Annotated in this window: 16 protein-coding genes and 1 tRNA gene; 6 read left to right on the top strand and 11 right to left on the bottom strand. The window is 49.4% G+C overall.

Annotated features, from left to right (window positions below):
• Window positions 1-81 precede the first annotated feature (81 nt).
• The 7 genes from T499_RS0107385 to T499_RS0107355 form a co-directional block, all read right to left on the bottom strand.
• Entirely contained in the window at window positions 82-2,985 is a 2,904-nt protein-coding gene (locus tag T499_RS0107385) for a TonB-dependent receptor (protein WP_033150417.1), read from the bottom strand.
• A gap of 27 nt (window positions 2,986-3,012) precedes the next feature.
• The gene (locus T499_RS0107380) at window positions 3,013-4,011 is read right to left on the bottom strand and encodes a LacI family DNA-binding transcriptional regulator (protein WP_033150416.1); all 999 of its coding nucleotides are present in this window, start codon (window positions 4,009-4,011) and stop codon (window positions 3,013-3,015) included.
• Between the two features lie 340 nt (window positions 4,012-4,351).
• A complete protein-coding gene (locus tag T499_RS14160) occupies window positions 4,352-6,445 on the bottom strand; it encodes a PP2C family protein-serine/threonine phosphatase (protein ID WP_157054552.1) in 2,094 nt (697 codons plus the stop codon).
• A gap of 25 nt (window positions 6,446-6,470) precedes the next feature.
• The gene (locus tag T499_RS0107370; RefSeq protein ID WP_013065192.1) at window positions 6,471-7,976 is read right to left on the bottom strand and encodes a succinate CoA transferase; all 1,506 of its coding nucleotides are present in this window, start codon (window positions 7,974-7,976) and stop codon (window positions 6,471-6,473) included.
• A gap of 82 nt (window positions 7,977-8,058) precedes the next feature.
• Window positions 8,059-8,706 (bottom strand): PAQR family membrane homeostasis protein TrhA, encoded by a 648-nt coding sequence (locus T499_RS0107365; RefSeq protein WP_028906842.1) that lies wholly within the window; start codon window positions 8,704-8,706, stop codon window positions 8,059-8,061.
• Window positions 8,707-8,753: 47 nt separating this feature from the next.
• Window positions 8,754-10,196 carry a glycoside hydrolase family 28 protein gene (locus T499_RS0107360; protein ID WP_033150555.1) on the bottom strand — a complete coding sequence of 481 codons (1,443 nt, stop codon included), beginning with the start codon at window positions 10,194-10,196 and terminating at the stop codon, window positions 8,754-8,756.
• 86 nt (window positions 10,197-10,282) lie between these two features.
• Window positions 10,283-10,367, bottom strand: a tRNA-Leu gene (locus T499_RS0107355).
• 156 nt (window positions 10,368-10,523) lie between these two features.
• On the opposite strand from T499_RS0107355, the gene T499_RS0107350 reads away from it, so the two are divergent.
• Window positions 10,524-11,621, top strand: a complete 1,098-nt coding sequence (locus T499_RS0107350; RefSeq protein ID WP_033150554.1) for a mannose-1-phosphate guanylyltransferase — start codon at window positions 10,524-10,526, stop codon at window positions 11,619-11,621.
• Here T499_RS0107350 and T499_RS0107345 read toward each other — a convergent pair whose 3' ends face one another.
• The 4 genes from T499_RS0107345 to T499_RS0107330 form a co-directional block, all read right to left on the bottom strand.
• On the bottom strand, window positions 11,622-12,014 hold the full coding sequence (locus tag T499_RS0107345; protein ID WP_033150415.1) for an HIT family protein: 393 nt from the start codon (window positions 12,012-12,014) through the stop codon (window positions 11,622-11,624). It lies immediately after the preceding gene.
• A gap of 23 nt (window positions 12,015-12,037) precedes the next feature.
• Window positions 12,038-12,505 (bottom strand): transcription elongation factor GreA, encoded by a 468-nt coding sequence (gene greA, locus T499_RS0107340; protein WP_013064600.1) that lies wholly within the window; start codon window positions 12,503-12,505, stop codon window positions 12,038-12,040.
• A gap of 144 nt (window positions 12,506-12,649) precedes the next feature.
• Window positions 12,650-13,606: a phosphatase PAP2 family protein gene (locus T499_RS0107335; RefSeq protein ID WP_033150414.1), complete on the bottom strand. Its 957-nt coding sequence runs from the start codon at window positions 13,604-13,606 to the stop codon at window positions 12,650-12,652.
• Window positions 13,597-14,592 (bottom strand): NAD-dependent epimerase/dehydratase family protein, encoded by a 996-nt coding sequence (locus tag T499_RS0107330; RefSeq protein WP_033150413.1) that lies wholly within the window; start codon window positions 14,590-14,592, stop codon window positions 13,597-13,599. Before T499_RS0107330 ends, T499_RS0107335 begins: the two co-directional genes overlap by 10 nt.
• 159 nt (window positions 14,593-14,751) lie before the next feature.
• On the opposite strand from T499_RS0107330, the gene rnr reads away from it, so the two are divergent.
• The 5 genes from rnr to pulA all read left to right on the top strand — a co-directional run bounded on the left by rnr (window position 14,752) and on the right by pulA (window position 25,500).
• The gene (gene rnr, locus T499_RS0107325; protein ID WP_013064580.1) at window positions 14,752-16,893 is read left to right on the top strand and encodes a ribonuclease R; all 2,142 of its coding nucleotides are present in this window, start codon (window positions 14,752-14,754) and stop codon (window positions 16,891-16,893) included.
• Window positions 16,894-16,998: 105 nt separating this feature from the next.
• Complete coding sequence (locus tag T499_RS0107320; protein WP_084162965.1) at window positions 16,999-18,582, top strand: ATP-binding protein; 1,584 nt, start codon at window positions 16,999-17,001, stop codon at window positions 18,580-18,582.
• A 117-nt stretch (window positions 18,583-18,699) separates the two neighbouring features.
• On the top strand, window positions 18,700-21,378 hold the full coding sequence (locus T499_RS0107315; RefSeq protein WP_033150411.1) for a 4-alpha-glucanotransferase: 2,679 nt from the start codon (window positions 18,700-18,702) through the stop codon (window positions 21,376-21,378).
• Window positions 21,379-23,592 (top strand): glycoside hydrolase family 97 protein, encoded by a 2,214-nt coding sequence (locus tag T499_RS0107310; protein ID WP_033150410.1) that lies wholly within the window; start codon window positions 21,379-21,381, stop codon window positions 23,590-23,592. It begins immediately after the preceding gene.
• Window positions 23,593-23,628: 36 nt separating this feature from the next.
• Window positions 23,629-25,500, top strand: coding sequence for a type I pullulanase (pulA, locus tag T499_RS0107305; protein WP_198021271.1), 1,872 nt, complete (start codon window positions 23,629-23,631; stop codon window positions 25,498-25,500).
• Window positions 25,501-25,511 lie beyond the last annotated feature (11 nt).

Genomic DNA, 25,511 nt, shown 5'->3' with positions numbered 1-25,511 from the left:
AACACTGAATTAGCCAAAATTTATTCGCACATTGATAAAAAAAACTGCAATTTGGAAAAAAATTGCAGTTCTTTTTAGTGTTTATCGGCGCCATCCACCACGACCACGGTTGTCGCGGCCGCCCCACTTCTTGTCGTAACGGCCCTCGGTGTCGATCTTGCCACCGAACATATTCAGGCGGTAACGCACATGCAGCATGGCGTAAGAGTTAACGCTGTTGAAGCGGGTATCGCTACGACCAGTGGCGTTTACCCATCGCTCGTAGTTGCTCTGCTGCCCCAACAGATCGTAGAAGTTAAGGGCCACGATGAGCGACTTATTCTTGAGGAACGGCTTGGATACCTGACCATTCCATATCAGCTCGTTGGTGTTCATCGAGGCATCGTTATAGCCACGACGACTGCGCTCGTGCAGGTTCATGCTCAACTCGAAGTCGAGCGGCAGGCGCACCAGGAACTGTCCACCGTAGTTAAACTGCCAGGTATCGAGGTTGGCTGTGGGCTGCAGCTCGTTGCGGGTGTGCTGGTAGTTGAGCTGGCCATCGAGCGACACCTCGACCCAATCGTTACGGTAGCCCATGGTGATGCGCTCGTTCAGGTTAGTGGTACGGGTGGTGTTCTTGGCGGCATCGGCCTTATCCTGTGCCACATAGCTTACCAGATTGTTATAGCGCACACGGGTATCGGTACCTACATTCCAATGGGCAGTGCTGTCGAGCGCCGTATTAAAGGTAAAGCCGGCATTAACGTTCCAGTTGCCGTTGATATTCTCGGGACGGGTGATGCTACCACCTGTTTCGGGGTTGTAACGCACCAGGTTTGAGATGGAGTTGCGGATGTGGCGGTAGTTGGCATAAACCACGATACTACGCTTGTAACGCACAATATAGTTGTTGTAATAACCATTGAGCGAACTGGTGAACTGAGGCTTCAGACCAGGGTTACCCATGGTGACGTAAAGCGGATTAGAGTCGTCGGTGATATCGAGCAGTTGGGTCATCTCAGGCTGACGGGTATCGCCACGGTAGTGCAGCCACAGGTTGCTCTGATCGCTGAACTTATAGTGGAAATCGAATGTTGGCGTAAGGTTGGTTACATTACGCACGGTATCTACATACACACCACGGTAGTTCTGGATAAAGTTAGAGTGCTGGGGCTGAACCAGGAAACCGATGTTGTAATCGTACTTCTCGACACGGTGGCGCAGGTTCAGGCGCACGTTGTGGGTATAGTTCTTATACTCGGAATAGCGGCTCAGGTCGCGCTCCAGGTAATCGTCGAGTTTATCGTACACACTGTGCAGCCAGGGATCCCAGGTGCGGTACTCGGGGGTGATGCCCTCGAAGATGTTCGTAGACATGTGACTGAAGTCGTAAGTCAGACGGTCGCTCTTATTCTGGTTATAGCGCAACTCGTAGCTGAGCTGCAGGTGGGCACCTTTCCACAGGGGCTCGCTGTAGGATGTACGCAGCACATAGCCCCAGTTATCGGCAGGCGTGGTGCTGTAACGGGCAGTATAGTAGGTAGAATCGTTACCATACTGATCCTGCTTGCGGAACAGCAGCACCTCGTTATCGGATACGCTCTGGTTCTCGCTGTTGCCGGCACTACCCTCAACACGCAGAATGATGTTACGACCGCGAGGATTCAAGCGGCGATACAGCTGCAGCATGGCCCAGGCATTCTTGTTCTCGCCATACGTCAGGTTGGCATTCAAGTTCTGGTTAATGGCATAGGGCTTGAGCACCGAGAGCTGGTTGAGCGGGTCGGTGGCATACAGATAAGGGTCGGCATCGTAGGTGGCAGCCATCGACTGGGTAGTGCCATCGCTGGTGCCATAGCTACCGTTGGCACGTACCAGGATGTTAGTAAGACTGTCGGGCTTCCACTCAAAGCGCAGGTTACCCCACCAGTTATCGCTACGGGTATAGTTGGCCGTAAGGGTGTTAGAGAAGGTGCTGCCTTCACTGTAAAAATCCTCCTTGGCATTCTCGGTCTGGTTGTCGCCACCACGGTGGTTCCAACGCACGCTGGCATCAATCTTGAGCTTATCGTTATCATCAAAGTTGAAGTTGGTGCCTAACATCTTGCGCGAGTTCAAGCCACGACGGTTCCACCAGCCGGCATTCTCCTCCTTATTATTAAAGTTACCCAACAGCACAAAGCGTGTTTTATCGGTAAAGCTGCTACCCATACCACGCGAGGCATAGCGATGCTTGGTGCCGCCACCCAAGTCGAGGTTGGTCATGTAGCCGCGGTTCATACCTTTCTTAATAGAGAAGTCGAGCACGGTTTCCTTCTCGCCATCCTCGATACCAGTGATACGCGACTCATCGCTCTGCTGATCGTAGAACTTCATGTTCTGGATGATGCTCACGGGGATATTCTTGAGTGCCGTCTCGACATCGCCCAGCATAAACTCCTTACCATCCAGCAGAATCTTCTTAACCTGCTTACCGTTGATGGTGATGTTGCCATCCTCATCTACCTCGGCACCAGGAATACGCTTGATGAGCTCCTCGATAGGCGAGCCCTCGGGAGTACGGTAGGCCTCAGGGTTATACAGGATGGTATCCTTTTTAACGATGACTTGTGCGGCACGACCGATGATAACAGCCTCCTGCAGCATGATACTCTCGGTCTCCATGAGCAGGTTGCCCAAATCCTGATTAGCGTTACGACGCAGCGTTATCTCGCGTTCGATGGTCTGGTAGCCTACCGACGAGATTTTAATGCGATAGGTGCCACTGGATGGGGCGGTAAGATAAAAATTACCTCGCTCGTTACTAACGGTGCCGCCTACAAAAGTGCTGTCGGAGGCGGCAAACAACTGGATGGTAGCCTGTACCATCGGTTCCTTCAGCTCGGCATCGCGCACCTGTCCGCGGATAGTAAGCTTTCTGTCCTCGGGGTCGGGCTGCGCCGCAGCTGTAAAGGTTACAAATAATAAAGTTAAAACTAAAAAAGACCTAATTAAATTGTACATATTACTAATTAAATTTTATGTTGGTTGTCATCGGGTACTGTCGCGCAACTCCAGTCGGGCTTTTACGATGACATGCTGCACACAGGTGTCGCCATCCATCTGGTCGTGCAGCAGTTTAAAGGCCTTGATGCCCATCTCTTTCTGGTTCTGCTTAACAAACGACACACGAGGGGTTAATACCTCCGAAATCCAATCGCTCATATAACCCACAACTGAGATATCATTGGGAACATTCATCCCACGAGCCTCGATGGCCTTCATTGACGAAAGGGTCAGCAAACCATGACTGGCAACAATGGCATCAGGACGGTCGTGCATATCAAGCAACTCGGTAGTATTCGAGAAACCAGAACTGAAGCTTAGAAAATCACACTTTACCAACTCCTTGCGGATAGGTATTCCACGTTCGCGCAGAGCCTCAAGATAGCCATGCTTGCGATCGGCCGTCTGCTTCAGGCGGTTAGGACCACCCAGGAAAGCAATACGCTTGGCACCACCGTCAATCAACCTGCAAGTAACTTCACGAGCTGATTCAACATCGTTGATAACTACCGACGAGATATCGATATCAGCATCTCTGTCAAACAGCACTACAGGCATATGAATCTTCTTTAGATGCTGAATATGAGAGAAATCGGTCGTATCCTGAGCCAGGCATAAGATAATACCCTCTACATGCATATTCACCAACAGCTCGAGACAGTTCTTCTCATTCTCGTATTTGTCGTTCGAATCGGTGATGATACACATGTAGCCCACTTTGCGGGCTTCGGCCTCGATACGCTTCACGATTTGGGCATAATGGTTAAACGACACATCGGGCACCACAACACCTATGGTACGGGTGGTATCGTAACGTAAGCTTACAGCAAACGGGTTGGGACGGTAGCCCTGCTCCTTGGCAAGACTAAGAATTTTCTGACGTAATTCCTGACTAACGCCTTCGAGACCTCGCAAAGCACGAGATACGGTAGAGACGTTGACACCCAATAAGTTAGCGATTTCTCGCTGCGAAATTCTTTTCATCTAAGTCGTTGTATAATGTTAGTCAGCACAAAAATACATATTTTTGCATAAATAATAGGCGCAACACATCAAAAAAATTTGCGCAACGCGTTGCTTTCTCCAGTTAGATGGGTCACCGACTTTCACAAGCCGGTGACCTTATCTAATAATTAAATTTAATGATATGTGCAACAAGACAACCCTATTGTGATACCATCAAATGACCTATTATATGAATATTTGTGTTGTTTTGGTATTGCAAATATGAACATTTTTTGCCAAAAATGCAAGCGCATATACGCAAAAAAGTACCGCAACGCGTTGCGGTACTTTTGATGATATCGGTATATAATTTTACGGATTATCCTACCTTCAGGCACATCATAGTGAGGTCGTCGTTAGGATCGGCACCCTGACGGTGCTCCTCTACCTGACGCTTCAAGCTCTCAACCACCTGCATGGCGTTAGCAAACTCGGTATGACGGAGAACATCCAGCATGTGATCATCGCCAAAGCGAACCAGATCGGGGTTCTCGGCCTCGTTCAAACCATCGGTATAGATGAAGAGAGGCTTACCCTTGATGCTATCGATATACTCACCCTCGAACTCGAGGCCCTGCCACAAACCGATAGGTGCATTTGGAACCATCTTCAGGAAGTTACCACCATCAGCATCGCCACCCAGTACGGGAGGATTATGACCTGCGTTACAGAAGTCGAGACGACCGCTATTCAGGTCGATCAAACCAATGAACATGGTGATGAACATACCGTTCTCGTTATTCTCGGTCAACTCGTTGTTGATGCGGGTACAAATATCAGCAGGCGTGTAGTGCTGCTTAGCCATGGCACGGAACAGGCGGATAACCTGAGCCATGAACAGTGAGGCAGGCACACCCTTACCAGATACGTCGCCGATAGCAATGTAAAGGTGATCCTTCTCAAGGAAGTAGTCGTAAAGGTCACCACCAACCTCCTTGGCAGGCGTCATCGATGCAAACAGATCCAAGCCCTCGCTCTCAAGGTTAGAGGCCGGAATCATCGACATCTGGATATCGCGCGCAATACGCAACTCACTCTCGATACGCTCACGGGCCGAAGTAGCCTCCTCAAGCTGATCGTAGGCATCCTGCAACAGCTTAAAGGCCTTACGCTTGTTAAGTGTATAGAAGCCCAGGAAGCCTGTGAGCAGCAGGATTCCAATACCGAAGCTAATCATACGCTGACGGGCAATATCATGTCCACGCTTCTCAAGCTCGTACTGACTGCGAGCCAGTTCTTCTTCTTTCTGGTGGGTTTCGTAGATGGTTGCCATCTCGGCTGTATCATCACGCTTTGACCATACAAGGGCAGAATCGTATGCGTTTACAATCTGATTGGCTACGTAAATAGCCGAATCCTTACGGCCAGCACCGATATTGGCACGATACTTAGGAATGAGATACATCGAGATATTATCAAGATTCATCTTCATGCCACGGACATCAACCCAGTGATCGAGCGTACGGAAGTTCTTAGCAGCCTCCTCGAAACGATGAGCCTTCATCAGATAGTCGTTAGCATCCAACTTTCCCTGCTCGGTAGCTGCATAATCAGTTTTCTGGAAGGCAGCAAAGCTGGCATCTGCCTCGGCACGATGACCGAACTCATAGGCAGTCAAAGCGTTGAACAAACGGATACGAGCGCGATAGTGGTCGCAAACCTCAGAGTCGGCATCCGGACGCAAGCGATACACATACAGCAGAGAGTCGGTACGGTCATTCCACTTCTTACCCTCCTTATAGTGCTGGGTGTTCAAGCAGGCCACGGTAATATTGTTAATACCGGTAATGGCCGAACGGATACGTGAACCGTTGGTATCTTTCTTCGAGATAGATTTCATATACTGCTCGAAGGATTTCTCGTAACTCTCAGAAGCATCCTCGACGTGACCAAGATACATCTGGGCCGAACCGATTACATAATAGAGGACAGCCAAATCGCCCGACTGTGCCTTGGGAAGTCCTGCCAGTTTCTGTACGGCAGGTGTTGCCACACGCAGGGTTGCTTCGTAATCGTTCTTAACCGAAAGCATCTGCGACAATATGCGAGCCGAACGGCTATAATAGAGCACATCCTTTTCCTGTAAATCCTCTACTTCCAAGGCTTTCTTGAAGTATGCCTCAGAGGCTGCTTTTTTCTTCATGCTGCGCAAAGCAGTACCGCGCCAATAATTTGCCTTTACAGGACTGATGTCGCCTGTCTTTTCCAAACTGTCGGCCAAAGCAAACTTACGTTCATAATCCTTTGCTTCCTCAACAGCTACAATCATACTGTCTATGGCACTTACCTTCAGCGAATCCTTAGCCGACTTACTGTTTCCCTTCCATGAGCGCGAATTGCCGCCACACGACATCAGGATTGCAGCAGTAAGGATTAAGGTAATCCTAAATTGCCATTTTTTCAAATCTCTCATATATTAATAATTAGTCCATTGTTTTTTATTTCACATATTCAGCAAAGTCAGTCAGTTTCATGTCGCCCTTACGAGCCAGTGTGTCGTGCATGGCAAATGCAGCAGTGAGGCAATGACGGGTCTGTCCCATCTTAGCAATCTTCAGGTAATCCCACAACAGCTGCTTATAGTCGGGATGTGCGCAGTTCTCGATAATACACTCTGCACGCTGGGCAGGGCTCTTACCACGCAAGTCGGCCACACCCTGCTCGGTTACGATGATATTAACATCGTGCTCCGAAGAGTCCTGGTGACTAACGAATGGCACGATAGAACTGATGACACCACCCTTAGCAATCGAAGGACAGGTGAAGATAGAGAGGTAGGCATTGCGGATAAAGTCGCCGCTACCACCAATACCGTTCATCATCTTCACACCACTGATGTGGGTAGAGTTTACGTTACCATAAAGGTCGGCCTCGATAGCCGTATTAATAGCAATCACACCTAATCTACGGATAAGCTCAGGCGAGTTACTGATCTCGCTCTGACGCAGTGTCAGGTGCTGCTTCATGTAGTCCATATTGTCGTAAACCTGCATCAGGCAATCGTTAGATACAGTGAGCGAGCAAGCCGATGCATCTTTTACACGTCCGTTCAACATCATCTCGATTACTGAGTTCTGAATCACCTCGGTATAGATATTGAAGTTAGGCACGTGCTTGTCCTCACCGAGTGCACCAAGAATAGCGTTGGCTGTTGAACCTACACCACTCTGCAATGGCAGGAACTCCTGAGGGATACGACCTTTGTGCATCTCCTCCACCAGGAACTCGGCAGTCAGGAAACCAATCTTTTCGGTTACAGGATCGCTATCCTTAAAGGCACGGGCCTCGTCGGGAATGTTGCACTCTACAACACCTACCACCTTGTCCTTAGGAATGCTTACATAGGGCTTACCAATACGGTCGCCTACGTGCTCAATGGGGATAGCCTTGCGGTAAGGAGGATCAAGTGGCTCGTACACGTCGTGAATAAACTTGGCGTTGGGATTGTGGAACGAGTTGAGCTCGAGAATAACCTTCTTAGCCAAACGGGCTGCTGTGGGTGAGATACCACCTGCAGCAGTGAGATACACGTGATAGTCGTTGCCAACCTCTTCGATGTCGCACACCTCGAGGATAGCCCAATCCACATCGCCATAGAAACCGTAACGCAGCTCCTGTGCCATATGACTCAGGTGCAGGTCGTTATAGGGAATCTCACCCAAATTAACATGCTTACGGAAATCGGGATTAGTGGTATAAGGGGCACGGTACTTAATGGCCTGCGCATTTGCCAAGTCGCCATCGGTACTCTGACCAGTAGAAGCACCGGTAAAGATACCTACCTTAAACTCGCGACCAGCCTCATGCTCAGCTACAGCAATTTTAGCCAACTCTTTTGTTGTTGCCTTGGCTACACCTGCGGGTGTAAAACCACTCATGGCGATGTTCTCGCCATTCTTAATCAATGCTGCAGCCTCGGCAGCTGTGATACGTGTATATGCCATATGATAGATTAAATTTGCAAATGTGCGTGCAAAATTACTACTTTTTAGCGAAACGACCAAAAAAACCCCGAACTTTTAACCATTATAAGTACTCCATCAGCACATCCCACACGGCAATGATGTGACAAATGCTACCAGCAAGCACAAAAAAGTGGAAAACGGAGTGCATATACTTGGTCTTATTCAAAGAATAAAAAACGGCACCAGTGATGTAGCTCACACCCTCGGCAATAATCCATACAACAGCCGCTGTTGATACCGAATCGATCAGGGGTTTGAAGGCCACCAGAACACTCAGACCCATACCGACGAAACAGAACGTTTCGACGTTGGAATGCTCTTTTAGATGGATAAAGCTGATAATGGTTCCAGCAATAGCACAAGCCCACACAAAGCAGAAAAGGCTCCATCCCCAATAACCTTGTTCGCGCAGGGCCACCAACGTTAAAGGCGAGTACGAACCAGCTATATGCCAGTAGATGGCAGCATGGTCCCATTTGCGTAATCGTTCCTTCCATTTTGAGTGGTGCTTGATGGAGTGATAGATGGTAGAGGCAGCATACGAACCCAGCATACCAAACAGGTAAAGAATCACGCCAATTCGGGCCCAGTTATTATCGGCCTGGAAGCACCATATCAGGAAAATAATGCCAAACACCACACCCAACAGAACACCTCCACCGTGTGATGCTGCATTCCATATCTCCTCCTTCTTGGTATACCTAATCATAACGAATCTATTTAATTAAAATCTTTTGTAGAGTTTTTGACATTTTCTTATTCAATCAACAGCCTGTCCACATCCTCATCAACAATGGCAGGACGGAAATCATCGGCTGCTAACTTCAGCTGCACATTCTGGAGCGTTATACCATCGATATGACGAAGATAGAAGCCCCAAGACGGGAGTTCGCCAAACATGGTAAACTCCGGATATTTCTGTATCTGTTCGGGCACATCGCCTTTACGCCAAAGGGGAATATAGGCCATACCTTTGGTGGCCCGACCAGGATAAAGGATGCTGACATTCTGAAGCAGAACGTCCTGGATTTTATTGCCAGGGATACCGCAGATGCTACTGGGGAAGGGATTGTGAAAGAAATCCACTTCAGGGCCTCGCAAGTCGTAAGCCTCATCAGGACGACCGGAAGGTACCTCACACTTAAAATCGCGAATGGTAACATTCTTAAGCGAGCCTTTACGCTGACCTGCACGCTGTCCTAAACGCATAAATACAGGATTGCCGGTGTTCCGTGCATCAACACGCTCCACAAGGATGCTATCTATCTGAGCACCATCAACACTCTCGATAGCGATGGCCGAACGGAACGTATCGCGAACCTTGATATCGTGGATATACACCTGACGAAATCCACCCCACGAAGCAGTACCGAACTTGATGGCCGAAGCACTGCTACGGATATCCAAACGAGCCAGCTCTATATCACGGCACTCGCTCTGGGTGTGATACGACTTCAAGCAAACGCCATCATCGGCCGAGTTGATACGGCAATCGGCTACCAGTACATGCTGGCAATCCGTAAAGTCGATACCATCATTATTCCAATAAGCACGGTTCTCGATAGTCAGGTTGGTAAGCTTCAGGTGCTGACATAAATCGAACGACAAGCCCCAGTTGGCACTGCTTTTCAATGTCACGTCATTGACCTCAATATTCTTACAGCGGTAAAAGAAAAAGAGTTTGGGACGCGCCAGTTCGCCGGGACGTTGGCGACGCTGGTTGTAATGTGCATCAACCCGTTCGCCTGTATGGTGCAGACTATCGATATTCAGGGCCAACTGCAGGCCCTGCCCATCAATCACACCCTTTCCGCAAATAGAAACGTGTTCAGCTCCATCTGCCATCAACAAGGCCATCGAGGCATTATCACCCCGTTGGTCGTCGGTATCTTCAACAGCCATCGACTGATAGTGGTAAGGATTGGTGCTACCAAGCAACACAGCACCCTCATCAAACTGCAGTGTAATGCCTGAATGCAGCATCAAGCCACCTGTAAGATAGTGTCCTGGCGCCAGCAACAATGTGCCACCACCTTTCTTAGCCAAACGATCGATGGCTTGTTGCAACTGGTTGGTACACAGCGACTGGCCTGTAGTATCTACCTGCAAATCGCGGGTACTTATCGTTGTTTTCACCTTAGCAGAGCAAGGCAAAACAGCCAACAACAGCAACAGAAAAAACGCAAAACACTTTCTCATGGCTGCAAAGGTAATCATTTTCCTGAAAAACTACTAACTTTTTGGCACAAAAAAAGGGAATCCGAAGATTCCCTTGCCTTAGGACTTGGTACCCAGACCCGGGATCGAACCGGGATGGATTGCTCCACTGGTGTTTGAGACCAGCGCGTCTACCGATTCCGCCATCTGGGCTTAACAGTCTTTGCTGCTTAATCTCCTAAAGCGGGTGCAAAGATACGACTTTTATTTGAATTACCAAAAGAAAATGAAAAAAAACTTGGATTTTCTTGTTTGTTTCGCAAAATATTTGTATGTTTGCAGGTAGAATATAATGCTAAAATCCTAATGATGGAAATAAATAATAATAAAAATTACTGCGTGATTCTGGCAGGGGGTCGCGGTCAGCGATTATGGCCCGTCAGCCGAGAGCAGTACCCTAAACAGTTTTTGGACCTTTTTGGCACTGGCCGCACTTTGTTACAGACGACATACGACCGTTTTGCCCGAATGCTACCCAAAGAGAATATATTAATATGTACGTGCGCGGGATATCTGGAACTGGTGAAAGAACAGCTCCCCGAGGTTGATCCCAAAAACATCATAGTAGAGCCTATTCATCGCAACACAGCCCCCAGTGTGGCATGGGCAGCTATGCGTATTCACCACCACACACCAGATGCCAACATCATCGTATCGCCCAGCGATCAGCTGATATTGAACGAAACATCATTTATGCACAGCATGGAGGTTGGCATCAGTTACGTAACCAAAAACAACGTACTGCTGGCCATGGGCGTTAAACCCACACGTGCCGAGCCAGGCTATGGTTACATACAGCTAGGCGACCTGAGCTGCAAGCCTGATGTGTTCGAGGTTAAATCATTCACCGAGAAGCCCGAACGCGAGTTTGCACGCATGTTTATGGAGAGCGGCGAGTTCTACTGGAACACAGGTATCTTCATTTCGAACGCCTACCACTTACTCGACACGTTCGAACATGTATTTCCCCCAGTACTGCGCGAGTTACGCTACGACAACCCGGACTACACTGAGGAGGAGGAAGCCAAGTTTGTGGCCGATAACTATCCACGCTATCCCAACCTATCACTCGACTACGCCATTCTGGAGCAGAGCAACAACAACGTGTATGTGATGAAGTGCGACTTTGGTTGGGCCGACCTGGGTACCTGGCATGCCATCTACGAGGTGATGCACAAAGTACCCGACGACAACGTGGTGATGGACTCGGAAGTAATACTTGAGGACTGCAAGAACAACATCATCAAGCTACCTAAAGGAAAACTGGGCGTGTTCAACGGCCTGGAGGGATATATCGTAGCCGAAGAAGACGGGGTGCTACTCATCTGCAAGAAGAGCGACAACTCGTCGATGGTAAAGAAATATGTAAACGAGGTAAGGATTAAATACGGCGATGAGTTTGTGTAATCACACAAACTCACCACGTATTTTTTCGGCAATAGCCTTAAACTGATCTTCTGTAAGCTTCAGCTTTTCACGGCGGAAGTCAACATCGGCCTCACTCTGCATAGGGATGAGGTGGATATGTGCGTGGGGCACTTCGAGGCCCAGCACTACCTGTGCTACCTTTTTGCATGGGAAGGCCTTCTTGATGGCCAGAGCAACGCGCTTAGCAAACACCTGATAGCGAGCCAACTCGTCGTCGTCCATATCAAAGATGTAATCTACTTCGCGGCGGGGGATAACCAGTGTATGTCCCTCTACCAACGGATTAATATCAAGAAATGCGAAGAACTCCTCGTTCTCAGCGCACTTATAGCTGGGAATCTCGCCAGCTGCGATTTTGCTAAAGATATCCATGCCTTTCAATTTTCAATTATCAATTAACCAACAGTGATCTTGTCGATACGCAGTTTGATAGTACCACGAGGAATCTTCACCTCAACCTCATCACCCACCTTATGGTTCAGCAAGCCCTGGGCAATAGGAGTCTGGATAGAGATCTTACCCTCACGCAGGTTAGCCTCGCTCTCGCTTACAATAGTGTAAGTCATCTTGGCCTTATTGGTCAGGTTAGTCATCTCTACTTTCGAGAGAATCTGTACAGAATCGGTGCTCAAACGGCTGGTATCTATCACCTTTGCTTCGGCGATAGTCATCTTCAGCTGATTGATCTTATCCTCAAGATGAGCCTGTGCCTCCTTAGCGGCATCGTACTCAGAGTTCTCACTCAAATCACCCTTTTCACGGGCCTCGGCAATAGCGGCTGAGGCCTTTGGACGCTCAACACCTTCTAAACGCTGCAGTTCGGCTATCAGTTTATCGTAGCCTTCTTGTGACATGTATGCCATAACTATTCAATTTTTAAAGATTTTCTTAATTACTCGGATGGACAAAAAAGAAAAGAATCCCGACTCGCCTTGTGTCGGAATCCCTATGTTGTATTATGTCTTATCCTTACTTATTCGGTTGCAAAGATAAGCATTATTTTCGAATCAAACAAATTTTTTTGATAAAAAAAACAAAAACGCATAGATGACGAGGGCCGAAATCCAACCACCAATCACATCTACTGCATAGTGCGCCTGAATGTAAACAGTTGCGAAACACATCAGCACGTAAAAGGGCAACAATGTGTACAGCAGTTTACGATTACGGGCATGCCAAGCCAACAACAATAGAATGGTGGTTACACCCACATGACTGCTGGGGAAAGCTGCCGTAGGACGTTCGCCTGCTGCGTGCGCACTGGCCACACACTGGTAGAAGAAGCCATCTTTCCAACCTGGTATGGTTAACGCCTCAGTGTGGGTAGCGAAATAATCGCCCACATTGGGGAAGTTGCCCTGTGCTATCTGATCTACGCCTGCTGCCAAGTAGTAATACTGCGGACCGGTAACGGGCATCAGTACAAAGATGACATAATAGAGCATGAATGATGCCAGGATGATAAACACCACACGCGAAAACTCCTGATAACGATACAGGAAATAGTAAAGCGTTACCAAGGCTATGAGCGGATAATACGAGGCATAGCCCAGATGCATCAGCTCGCTGAACACCGGATTAGAAATAACCTGCGAAAAGACCAGAGCGGGCTGGAAGTGAAACAGCTGCTGCTCGTAACCGGCAAACACATGGTCGAAATTAGGGAATACCTGATTGATATCATAGGTATCAGGATACCACCACGACAGCAGTATCAGCTGCAATGCCACACGGAACATCATCGTGAGGCGGCAGGGAATCATACGATACACCCACCAGAGTGCCAGAGTAGAAATAACCACCTGCGCACGTCCCCAGAGCATCGCACCTGGATTCTGCAATTTGGTAAAGGTGATCATCATCAGCAGCAGTGTAAATATCAGATAAGCCATCACTGCCCACTCGAATGCCATTAATCCCTTACGGGGTTTCTTTTCTATCTCGAATATCTTTTTTATAACCATTTGTTATCCTGATACCATTTAATTGTTTCTTTCACGCCACGTTCCAGATCGTACTCAGGCTTATAGCCCAGTTCACTGATAGCGGGCTGAATATCACAACGCCAATTACGCTGACGAAGAATATTATATTTATCGTTATTAAGCGCGGTCACCTTACCTGTCAGTCGTCCGATATACTCACCAAAGAAGGTTACCACACGCAGTACCCAGATAGGCGCCTTGATTCGAATCCACCATGGGCATCCCAGTTCCTGATGAATCAGATTGCTGAACGTCTCGCTCTGATATACCTTACCATCGCTCAAGAAGTACTTTCTACCGTTCTCGCCCTTATCCAAAGCCAGGAAGATGGCCTGAACCACATCCTTTACATATACAAAGGTGATATCCTGACGCTTGTAGCCTACAGCAAAATCGGAGTGCTGCTTAATGCTCTTGGCCATAATAAAATAGTCTTTCTCACGAGGACCATAAACACCAGTTGGACGTACTATTATATAAGGTACGCGCGAGGCCATCTGTTCCAGATACTGCTCAGCGGCCAGTTTACTGCGACCATAAGCGGTATTAGGCTGGGGCGTATCGGTTTCCTTAATCTCCTGATAAGGCTGCTGTTCACGGATAGCACCAAAAATGCTCAAGCTGCTTACAAACACCAATCGCTTCAGCGGCATACCTACCTCGACGAGTGCATCAACCAGATTCTTAGTTCCCTCGGTGTTTATACGGAAGAAATCCTTTTTATCCAAGCACTTAGTTACACCTGCAGCATGTACCACATAATCGAATGCCTGACCACGTAGCTGCTCCACCAGTTGAGCCTTCGACGAAAGGTTCAGTTCGATAAAGTTGATGCGCTCATCCTGCAGATAAGCCTTAGAGCTACTGCCACGTACCGCAGCCCATGTATCAAAGCCGCGACGGAGTGCCTCCTCAACAATAAACGAGCCGATAAAACCACTCGCACCAGTTACTAATATCTTCATACATCTTAAAAATTTCCGTGCAAAGTTACAATTTTTTAGGCACGGATTACACGGATTACACGGATTTTAACTATTTTACGAAAAAATCTGTGTCAATCCGTGTAATCCGTGCCTTTTTTTTCTTATCTTTGCAGGCAGAAAGAAAAAAGAAAACAAGCTATGGGTAAGAAGAAAGGTGGAAAACGTTTAGGAAAGAAGCAGGTAAGCGAACTGCTACAGAACCTGTTTCAACATAATCCTAACGAAACATTCTCGTTCAAACAAATATTCAAGGTGTTGAAACTCGACACTCATCCTCTCAAGATGCTAGCCATCGATGTGATGGAGGAGATGGCGTGGGATGATTTCCTGCTGAAAGTGAGTGACAACTCCTATAAACTAAACCTGAAGACTCAGGTACAGGAAGGTATCTTCCACAGAAAAGCTAACGGACGTAACTCGTTTGTGCCTGATGATGGTGGTACACCTGTGTTTGTGGCCGAACGTAACTCGATGTCGGCTATGGATGGCGACCATGTAAAGGTATCACTTATGGCGCGCCGCGATAAGCATATCAAAGAGGCAATGGTTATCGAGATTGTGAAGCGAGCCCACGACACGATCGTTGGTAAGCTGCGCGTTGAAAAGGATATAGCCTTCCTGGTAACAGCCGACTCTACGATTGTTCACGATATCATTATCCCTAAGCGTAAGCTGAAGGGAGGTAAGACCGACGACAAGGCAGTAGTAAAGATTATCCAGTGGCCCGATCAGGACCATAAGAACATCATCGGTCAGGTCATCGATATTCTGGGTAAGACAGGTGAAAACAATGCTGAGATGCACGCCATCCTGGCACAGTATAATCTGCCTTATAAGTATCCCAAGAACGTAGAAGAGGCTGCCGAGAAGATCGACGCAGCTATCACCCCAGAGGAGATTGCTCGCCGTGAGGACTTCCGCGATGTATTCACATGCACCATCGACCCCAAGGATGCCAAGGACTTCGACGATGCCCTGAGTATCAGGAAGACAGACAAAGGTCTTTGGGAGGTTGGCGTACACATCGCCGATGTATCACACTACGTAAAAGAGGGTTCAACCATCGACAAGGAAGCATATGCACGTGCCACTAGTATCTATCTGGTGGATCGTACCATCCCTATGCTGCCCGAGCGTTTGTGTAACTTTATCTGTTCGCTGCGCCCCGACGAGGAAAAACTGTGCTACAGCGTTATCTTCAAGATGGACGACGAGGCAAACATCAAGGATTGGCATCTGGCACACACCGTGATTAAGAGCGACCGTCGCTATGCCTACGAAGAGGTTCAACAGATTATTGAAGAGGGAAAAGGCGAAAACGCCGAATTCCTGTTGAAGCTCGATGCTTTGGCCAAGAAACTGCGCGAAGCCCGATTTAAGAACGGCAGTGTGAAGTTCGACCGTGAGGAGTTGCACTTTGATATCGACGAGACTGGCAAACCTATCCGCGCCTACTTCAAGGTGTCGAAAGATGCCAACAAGCTGATTGAGGAATTCATGCTGCTGGCCAATAAAACGGTGGCCGAAAGTATCGGTCGCGTGAAGAAGGGTGTTAAAGCAAAGACGCTGCCCTACCGTATTCACGACCAACCAGATCCACAGAAGCTGGAGAATCTGCGCGAGTTTGTGGCTAAGTTCGGCTATAAGGTAAAAACTGCCGGTACCAAGGGTGCTATCACCAAGTCGCTTAACGCCCTGATGTCGCAGGCCGAAGGTACACGCGAGCAGAATGCCATTGAGACTGTTGCTTTGCGTGCCATGATGAAAGCCAAGTATAGCGTACACAATATCGGTCACTATGGACTTGCATTCGACTACTACACGCACTTCACTTCGCCCATCCGTCGTTATCCCGACATGATGGTTCATCGTCTGCTTACCAAGTATCAGGATGGTGCCCGTTCGGCCAACAAGGATAAGTACGAGGAGTTCTGCGAGCACTGCAGCGACATGGAGCAGATATCCATGAATGCTGAGCGCGACTCTATCAAGTACAAGATGGTAGAGTTTATGGCCGACAAGATTGGTAATACCTACGATGCACATATCAGCGGCATCCAGTCGTACGGTATCTATGCCCAGATTGACGAGACCCACTGTGAAGGAATGATACCTATTCGCGACCTGGGTAACGACTACTACGACTTCGACGAGAAGAACTACATGATTGTAGGTCGTCGTCATCACACCAAGTACCAGTTGGGCGACCCCATACGTATTCAGGTAGCCCGTGCCAATCTGGAGCGCAAACAGTTAGACTTTACGCTGGCTGATGATTAAGAAGATTAAGAACTTATATTAATAAAACAAATACACGTGATTAAATTGAGACTAGACAGATACTGGATTGTAGGGTTGTTGATAACAACTCTATGCAGTATATCTATGCGAGCAATAGCATTCGTGCCACCTACAGACCAGATTACAATTGGTCTGGATGCCAACTATGCCCCACTGCAATCAGTAGATAAAGACGGACTTCCCCATGGTTACGACATCGACTTCACACGCGAGTTGATGAAGCGTATGGGTATCAAATACTATTATGTGCCCAACCTGTGGAACAAGGTGGCCACCTCGGTGCTTAACGGCGATACCGATCTGGCGATGATGGTTTACTCATCCTATCGCAAGGATACCATCTATTATTCGCGCCCTATCTTCCGTCTGTACTACCAGGTGGTGTATCGTAAAAGCGACTACAAGACGTTTGACTTCCGTAACCTGAAAGGTAAGACATTTGCCTTCCTGAACTCACGCCATATTTCCGAACTGGTGGAGCGCGAAGGTGGTACTTGCGTAAAAGTTAACGATCTCGACCAGTCGTTCCGCGAACTGGCAAACGGCCGTTACGATGCCATTATCTGCTACCGTTATCAGGCCAAATACTTTATCGAGCATTACGGCCTCGAGAGTCTGGCTCGAGAGGAGATTTCGCTACAGCCACGCGAATACTGCTATGTAGGCCACAACAAGGAGCTGATCGACGCCATCAGTCTGGAGATAGCCAAGATGGACAGCGAAGGACTGGTTGACAAGATATATGGCTCGGAAATCAAGGAAGGCGTTAGTCATCATGGTGTGCCCATGTGGATCTGGTATCTAAGTGTTATAATCATCCTGGCACTCATCTCACTTTATATCTTTACCCTCTATCGCTCTCGCCGCAAGTTGCAGTTCACTAACGCTATGTTAGAAACCAACTACAACATCTTGGAAATGAGCCACATGGAGTTGGAGCAAACCAACCACCAGCTGATAGAGGCCACAGCCAGAGCTGAGGAATCATCGAAGATGAAGACCCACTTCATCCAACAGATTTCGCACGAGATACGTACCCCATTGAATATCCTGAGTGGCTTTACACAGATACTCACCACTCCAGACTTAGAGTTAGGCGAGGACGAGAAGAAGCAGATTGCCAACGACATTGTTACCAATACCGAACGTATTACCGGTCTGGTTAACAAGATGTTGGAACTGAGCGATGCCAACAGTCGTAACGTGATTGATCGAACCGATAAGGTATCGCCTAACAAGATTGCCAGCGAGGCCATCGCCAAGAGTATGATTGCCGATAATCCCTCACTGACGTTTGATCTGGAGATACAGCCTGAGGTAGAGAAGATTCTACTGAAGACAAATATGCAGGCTGCTGTTCGTGCCCTGACTTTGTTACTCGACAATGCGCGCAAATTCAGTGCAAAAAGTGCCGATCAACATGTAAAACTGCATATAGAGGCCCTGACCAGCAGTGTACAGTTCGCAATCGAAGACAATGGTATAGGCGTTCCAGCCAAGGAAGCTGAGCACATCTTCGACGAGTTTGTACAGCTCGACGCCTATTACGAAGGCACTGGTATCGGACTAACCGTAGCACGTAGTATGGCCCGCCGAATGGGAGGCGATATACAACTGGATACCGACTTTAATCCTGGCGCCAGATTCGTCATGACACTCCCCCGATAAGCAGAGCTTCTTGCATGCAATCGTTTGCATCGAGAAACTATCAAATACAAGCCCGTTTGGAAACACCGAACGGGTTATTTTCGTACTTTTGCCAAAAATAACTAAAAGCAAGTTGGTATGAAGATCACTTTCAACCTGGAGTACCAGACTATCTTCGGCGAAGAGCTGGCACTGAACATCCTAACGGATGGCAAGACGGAAGAGCACAAGATGACAACCCTGGATGGGCTGCACTGGATGTGCGAAATGAATAAGGCAGAGAAATCGGCTGCCCACATCGACTATTATTATACCGTGATGCGCGGCGACCATGAGCAGCGTCACGAGTGGCTGGTTATTCCCCACCGTTTGGAGTTTGCTGCAGCCAAGGGAGCCCGTTATATGGTTTACGACCACTGGATTGATATCCCTGAGGATTCGTATATGTACTCGACTGCTTTTACCGAGTGTGTGGCCGCCCGTACACAAAAAATGAGCAACCTTACATCCTATGGCAAGACCGTACGTCTGAAGGTTCGTGCCCCACAGTTGCGTAACAACGAACGTCTGGCACTGATTGGTGGTGGCGAAACCTTAGGCAACTGGGAGGCAAAGCGTGCCATCGACATGGCTGAGCACGAGAACAACGAATGGGTGATCAGTCTTGACGCCGACAAACTCCCTCGTACCATCGAGTTCAAATTCGTGGCCCTCGACGAAGAGGTAGATGTCACTCCATTGTGGGAGAACGGCATGAACCGTACCGTTGAGCTACCGGAAATAGCAGATGGCGAGGTCGTTGTGTACGAACTGTCGCAGGCCTACTTCCCTGTCTATCCTTGGAAGGGTGCCGGTACCGTTATCCCTATCTTCTCATTACGCAGTGAGGGCAGCTTTGGTGTTGGCGACTTCGGCGACCTGAAGCTGATGATTGACTGGTGCGACAAGACCAAGCAGCGCGTACTGCAGGTGCTGCCCATCAACGATACCAATATCACCCACACCTGGCAGGATTCATATCCCTACAACTCTATCAGCATCTATGCACTGCATCCGCAATACACCGATTTGCGCCAGCTGCCACAGCTTAAGGACGAGAAGCTGCGCCAGGAGTACGAGGTTCTGCGTAAATCGCTGAACGCCCTGCCACAGATCGACTATGAGCGTGTAAACAATGCCAAGATGGAGTATCTGCGTGCCATCTATGCTCAGGAAGGTGCCAAGACTATGAAGACGGCAACCTTTAAGCAGTTCTTCGAGCAGAACAAGGAGTGGCTGGTACCTTATGCCGCTTTCTGTCATTACCGTGATCTATACGGCACAGCCACATTCCAGGACTGGCCCGACCATCATGAGTTGCCCGACAGCGAGCGCGAGGCCATGAGCAAGTCAACAACTAAGTTATATAAAGAGGTGGCCTTCTGGTACTATGTACAGTTCAACCTCGATCAGCAGATGCGTGCCGCCCATGCTTATGCCCGCAAGAAGCGCGTGGTACTGAAGGGCGATATCCCCATCGGCATCAGTCGCGATGGTGTAGAGGCTTGGGTAGAGCCCAAGTACTTTAACCTGAACGGACAGGCAGGTGCACCACCTGATGCTTTCTCAGCCAACGGTCAGAACTGGGGATTCCCCACCTACAACTGGGATGCTATGCTCGAAGACGGCTGCTCTTGGTGGGTTCGCCGTTTCCGCAAGATGGCAGAGTACTTCGATGCTTATCGCATCGACCACGTATTAGGCTTCTTCCGCATTTGGGAAATACCTATCGATGCCGTTCACGGTTTGTTAGGTCAGTTCTCGCCTTCATTGGGTATGACTCGCGAAGAGATTGAGGCCTACGGCCTGCACTTCCAGGAGGAGCTGTTCACCAAGCCATTCATTGCCGACTGGACTTTGGAGCGCATATTTGGCGAGCGTGCTCAGTACGTGAAGGACACCTTCCTGGATCATGCTCACGACGATATCTGGCAGATGAAGCCTGAATACGACACCCAGCGTAAGGTTGAAGCCGTATTCAAGGGCAAGACCGACGAGGCTGATCTGAATCTGCGCGATGGTCTGTATGCCCTCATCAGCGATGTGCTCTTTGTGCGCGATCGCAAGAACAAGGACAAGTTCCATCCCCGTATCGGCGTTCAGAACGACTTTATCTACGAAGCCCTTTGGGACAACGATAAGTTTGTGTTCAACCGTTTGTACAACGACTACTTCTACCGTCGTAACAACCAGTTCTGGTACACCGAGGCAATGAAAAAGATGCCTCGCCTTACACAGGCTACCCGAATGTTGGTTTGTGCCGAAGACCTGGGAATGGTACCCGACTGCGTGCCCTGGGTGATGAACGAACTGCGCATCCTGAGTCTCGAAATCCAGTCGATGCCAAAAGATCCTACTACACGTTTCGGCAAACTGTCGCATAACCCCTATCGCTCGGTAGATACCATCTCTACCCACGATATGTCAACATTGCGCCAATGGTGGGACGAGGACGAGGAGCAGACACAGACTTACTATAACACCACTTTACGTCGTGGTGGTGCAGCCCCTCACCCACTGCCAGGTTGGTTGGCCAAGGACATTGTGAGTCGTCACCTCACATCGCCTTCAATGCTCTGTCTGCTGTCTTTGCAGGATTGGCTGAGCATCGACGAGGGCCTTCGCCTACCCGACCAGAATGCCGAGCGCATCAACATCCCGGCCAATCCACGCCACTACTGGCGTTATCGCATGCACCTCACCATCGAGCAGTTGCTGCAGGCCGACGACTTCAATAACGAAATCAGCACATTAATTATTCAAAGCGGAAGAAAATAAATGAAAAAGTTACTCTTATCGCTGGCTTTGCTGCCACTGATGGCCATCGCCGGCAATGTGAAATCGCCTAACGGCAACATTGAATTAAAGTTTTCTGTTGACAACACTGGTCGCCCTGTCTATGAGATGACCTACAAGGGACGTGCCGTCATCAAGCCTTCTCATCTCGGACTGGAGCTGGCTAAGGACCGCCACTCATCCAAGTGGACCAACGAGACCGACCTGATGGACGGCTTCGCTATCGCCAAGGAAGAAACCTCTACCTTCGACGAGACCTGGCAGCCAGTATGGGGCGAAACCAAGAACATTCGCAACCATTACAACGAGTTGGCAGTAACGTTGGATCAGCCATCGGCTAAACGCCAGATGCTCATCCGTTTCCGTGTCTATGACGATGGTATCGGATTCCGTTACGAGTTCCCTCAGCAGAAAGAGCTCAACTACTTCCTGATTGAGGAGGAGCGCACAGAGTTTGCCATGGCAGGCGACCACACAGCTTGGTGGCTGCCTGGCGATTACGACACCCAGGAGCAGGTGACACAGGAGACCAAGCTCTCAGGCATTCGTGGACGTTTCAACGAGGCAGTCAACTGGTACAACTCCTCGGTAGCCGTATTCTCAGAGACGGGCGTGCAGACATCGCTGCAGATGAAGAGCGACGATGGTCTTTACATCAATATCCATGAGGCAGCCTGTCTGGACTATGCCACCATGCATCTGGAGCTGGTGGATGCTCAGACCAAGCACCTCTCACAGGAGCTGAAAGGCTTTACTAATGCCTATACCCCAAATCCGGCTCCTTCACGCTATCCTTTGCCACAGCCTTTCACCTTCGTGAGCCACCTTACTCCCGATGCTACAGGCTTGAAGGGTGCCATGCAGACACCTTGCAACACCCCTTGGCGCACCGTGATGGTATCGGATGATGCACGCGACATGCTGTCGAACAACCTCATCCTGAACCTGAACGAGCCTTGTAAGATTGAAGATACCTCATGGATCCACCCCACCAAGTACTGCGGTGTATGGTGGGAGATGATCGTAGGCAAGAGCTCATGGAACTATACCGACGAATATCCCAGCATCAAGCTCGACCAGATCGACTGGAACAAGGTGAAGCCTAATGGTCGTCATGGTGCCAACAACGAGAAGGTGAAGCGTTATATCGACTTTGCAGCCAAGAACGGCCTCGACGAGGTATTGGTTGAAGGTTGGAACGTTGGTTGGGAAGACTGGGCCAACCTGTGGAAGCGCGACGTGTTTGACTTCGTGACCCCCTATCCTGATTTCGACATCAAGATGCTCAACGACTATGCCCACTCTAAGGGTGTGAAACTGCTGATGCACCACGAGACCTCAAGTTCTACTCAGAACTACGAGCGCCACATGGAGCAGGCTTTCAACTTGATGAACAAATACGGCTACGACGCTGTGAAGACTGGTTACGTGGGCGACATCATCCCACGTGGCGACCACCACTACTCGCAGTCGATGAACAACCACTACCTCTATGTAGTGAAAGAGGCTGCCAAGCACCATATCATGGTCAACGCCCACGAGGCAACACGCCCCACCGGTATCTGCCGTACATGGCCTAACCTCGTTGGTAACGAGTCGGCTCGCGGCACAGAGTACGAGGCCTTCGGTGGTTCTAACCCCGATCACACCTGCATCCTGCCATTCACCCGTTTGCAGGGCGGTCCGATGGACTACACCCCAGGTATCTTCGTCACCAAGCTGAAGGAGTGGAGCGACAACGACTCTTGGGCACGCATCACCATCGCCGGTTCGCTGGCCCTCTATCTCACCATGTACTCACCATTGCAGATGGCTGCCGACCTGCCAGAGAACTACGAGAAGTTCGACGATGCCTTCCAGTTTATCCGCGACGTAGCTTGCGATTGGGACGAAAGCATCTATCTCGAGGCCGAGCCTGCCGACTATATCACCGTAGCCCGCAAAGCCAAGGGCACCGACAACTGGTTTATCGGTGGCAAATGTGATGAGAACGGACACAAGAGCACCATCAAGCTCAACTTCTTAGACAAAGGTCGTAAGTACGACTGTACCATCTATGCCGATGCCAAGGATGCTCACTACGAGAAGAATCCTCAGGCTTATGTCATCACCAAGAAGGTGGTAACAGCCAAGGATGTGCTGAAGCTCACAGAGGCTCCTGGTGGAGGTTTCGCCGTATCACTTATTGCAAAATAAAGCATGAAGAAATTGATTTTTGCAGGATTGTTGTCTATGCTACTACCCCATCAGGTAGTAGCACAGACGTTTAAAGAGGTGAGCTATGCACCTCAAGCAACCAAGTTCCAGCTGTTTGCACCCAATGATGCCAAGCAGATTACTGTCCGTGTCTATAAAGACGGACTAGGCGGCAAGGCCATCAAACGCGTAAAAATGCAGAAGACTGGCAACGAATGCTGGACAGCCACCATCAAGGGCGACCTGATGGGAAAGTTCTACACCTTCGACATGGGTAAGGGCGAGTGCCCTGGTGTCTTTGCCAAGGCCGTAGGTGCCAACGGTAAGCGTGGCGCCATCATCAATATGGCCAGCACCGATCCTGAGCACTGGTGCTGTGATGAGCGTCCTGTCACAAAATCGCCTGCAGATCTGATTATCTACGAGATGCACCATCGCGACTTCTCTATCAATCGTCAGGATGCGCAGTATCCAGGCAAGTTCATGGCTTTGACTGAGCCCTGGGCTATCGACCATCTGAAGTCGTTAGGTGTGAATGCCATCCACATTCTGCCCAGCTACGACTACGGTTCGGTGGATGAGACACGACTGAGCGACAACAAGTACAACTGGGGCTACGATCCAGTGAACTACAATGTGCCCGAGGGTGGCTATTCCACCAATCCTTACAAGCCCGAGGTGCGTATTCGTGAGTTCAAGCAGATGGTGCAGGCGCTGCACAAGGCCGGCATCCGCGTGATTCTCGACGTGGTGTATAACCACACCTACGACATCGAGCACTCCAACTTCCAGCGCACCTATCCCGACTATTTCTATCGCAAAACAGCCGATGGTCAGTACAGCAACGGCAGTGGCTGTGGCAACGAGACTGCATCCGAAAAGCCCATGATGCGCCAGTTCATGATTGAGAGCGTGAAGTACTGGATTAACGAATTCCATATCGATGGATTCCGTTTCGATCTGATGGGCGTTCACGACATCGAGACGATGAACGCCATCCGAAAGGCTGTTAACGACATCGATCCCACCATTTTTATTTATGGCGAGGGCTGGAGCGCTGGCAGCTGTGCTATTCCTAACGAGCAGTTGGGCATGAAGGCCAACATCCCACAGATGCCAACTATCGCAGCCTTTAGCGATGAGATTCGCGATGCTTTGCGCGGTCCGTTCAGCGACGATAAGCAGCCCGCATTCTTAGCTGGCTTGGCAGGCCATAAGGAGAGCATCAAGTTCGGTATCGCTGGTGCCATCAGTCATCCGCAAGTGGATATGACCAAGGTGAACTATAGCAAGGAGCCTTGGGCCACAGAGCCCACGCAGATGATTAGCTACGTGAGCTGTCACGACGACATGTGCCTGGTGGACCGCTTGCAGAGCAGCATCCCTGGCATCACCACCGAGGAGCTGATCAAGCTCGACCTGCTGGCACAGACAGCCGTGTTCACCTCACAGGGCGTGCCTTTCATGCTCAGTGGTGAGGAGCTGCTGCGCAACAAGAAAGGCGTGCACAACAGCTTTGAGTCGCCCGACAGCATCAATCAACTCAACTGGGACAACCTGAAGCAGTATCCACAGGTGTTCAATTATTATAAGAACCTGATTCAGTTGCGCAAGAATCATCCAGCTTTCCGTTTAGGCAATGCCGACTTGGTGCGCAAACATCTGGAGTTTATCGATACACCAGAGAGTGTGGTAGCCTTCCGTCTGAAGAACTATGCCGGACGCGACGACTGGCGCAACATCATCGTGGTGCTCAATGCTAATAAGGAGCCCATGGAGCTCACCATCCCTGATGGCCGCTACACCATCGTATGCTGCGATGGCACCATCAATGAGAATGGCCTCGGCACCATCATCGGCTCCAAGGCCATCGTCGATGCCCAGTCGGCATTAATTCTCCACGACTAAATCAAAAAGTA

It is taken from the genome of Prevotella sp. RM4 (assembly GCF_000701965.1).
In the GTDB taxonomy this organism is placed as follows: domain Bacteria; phylum Bacteroidota; class Bacteroidia; order Bacteroidales; family Bacteroidaceae; genus Prevotella; species Prevotella ruminicola.
This window is presented reverse-complemented; position numbering and strand designations above follow the sequence as displayed.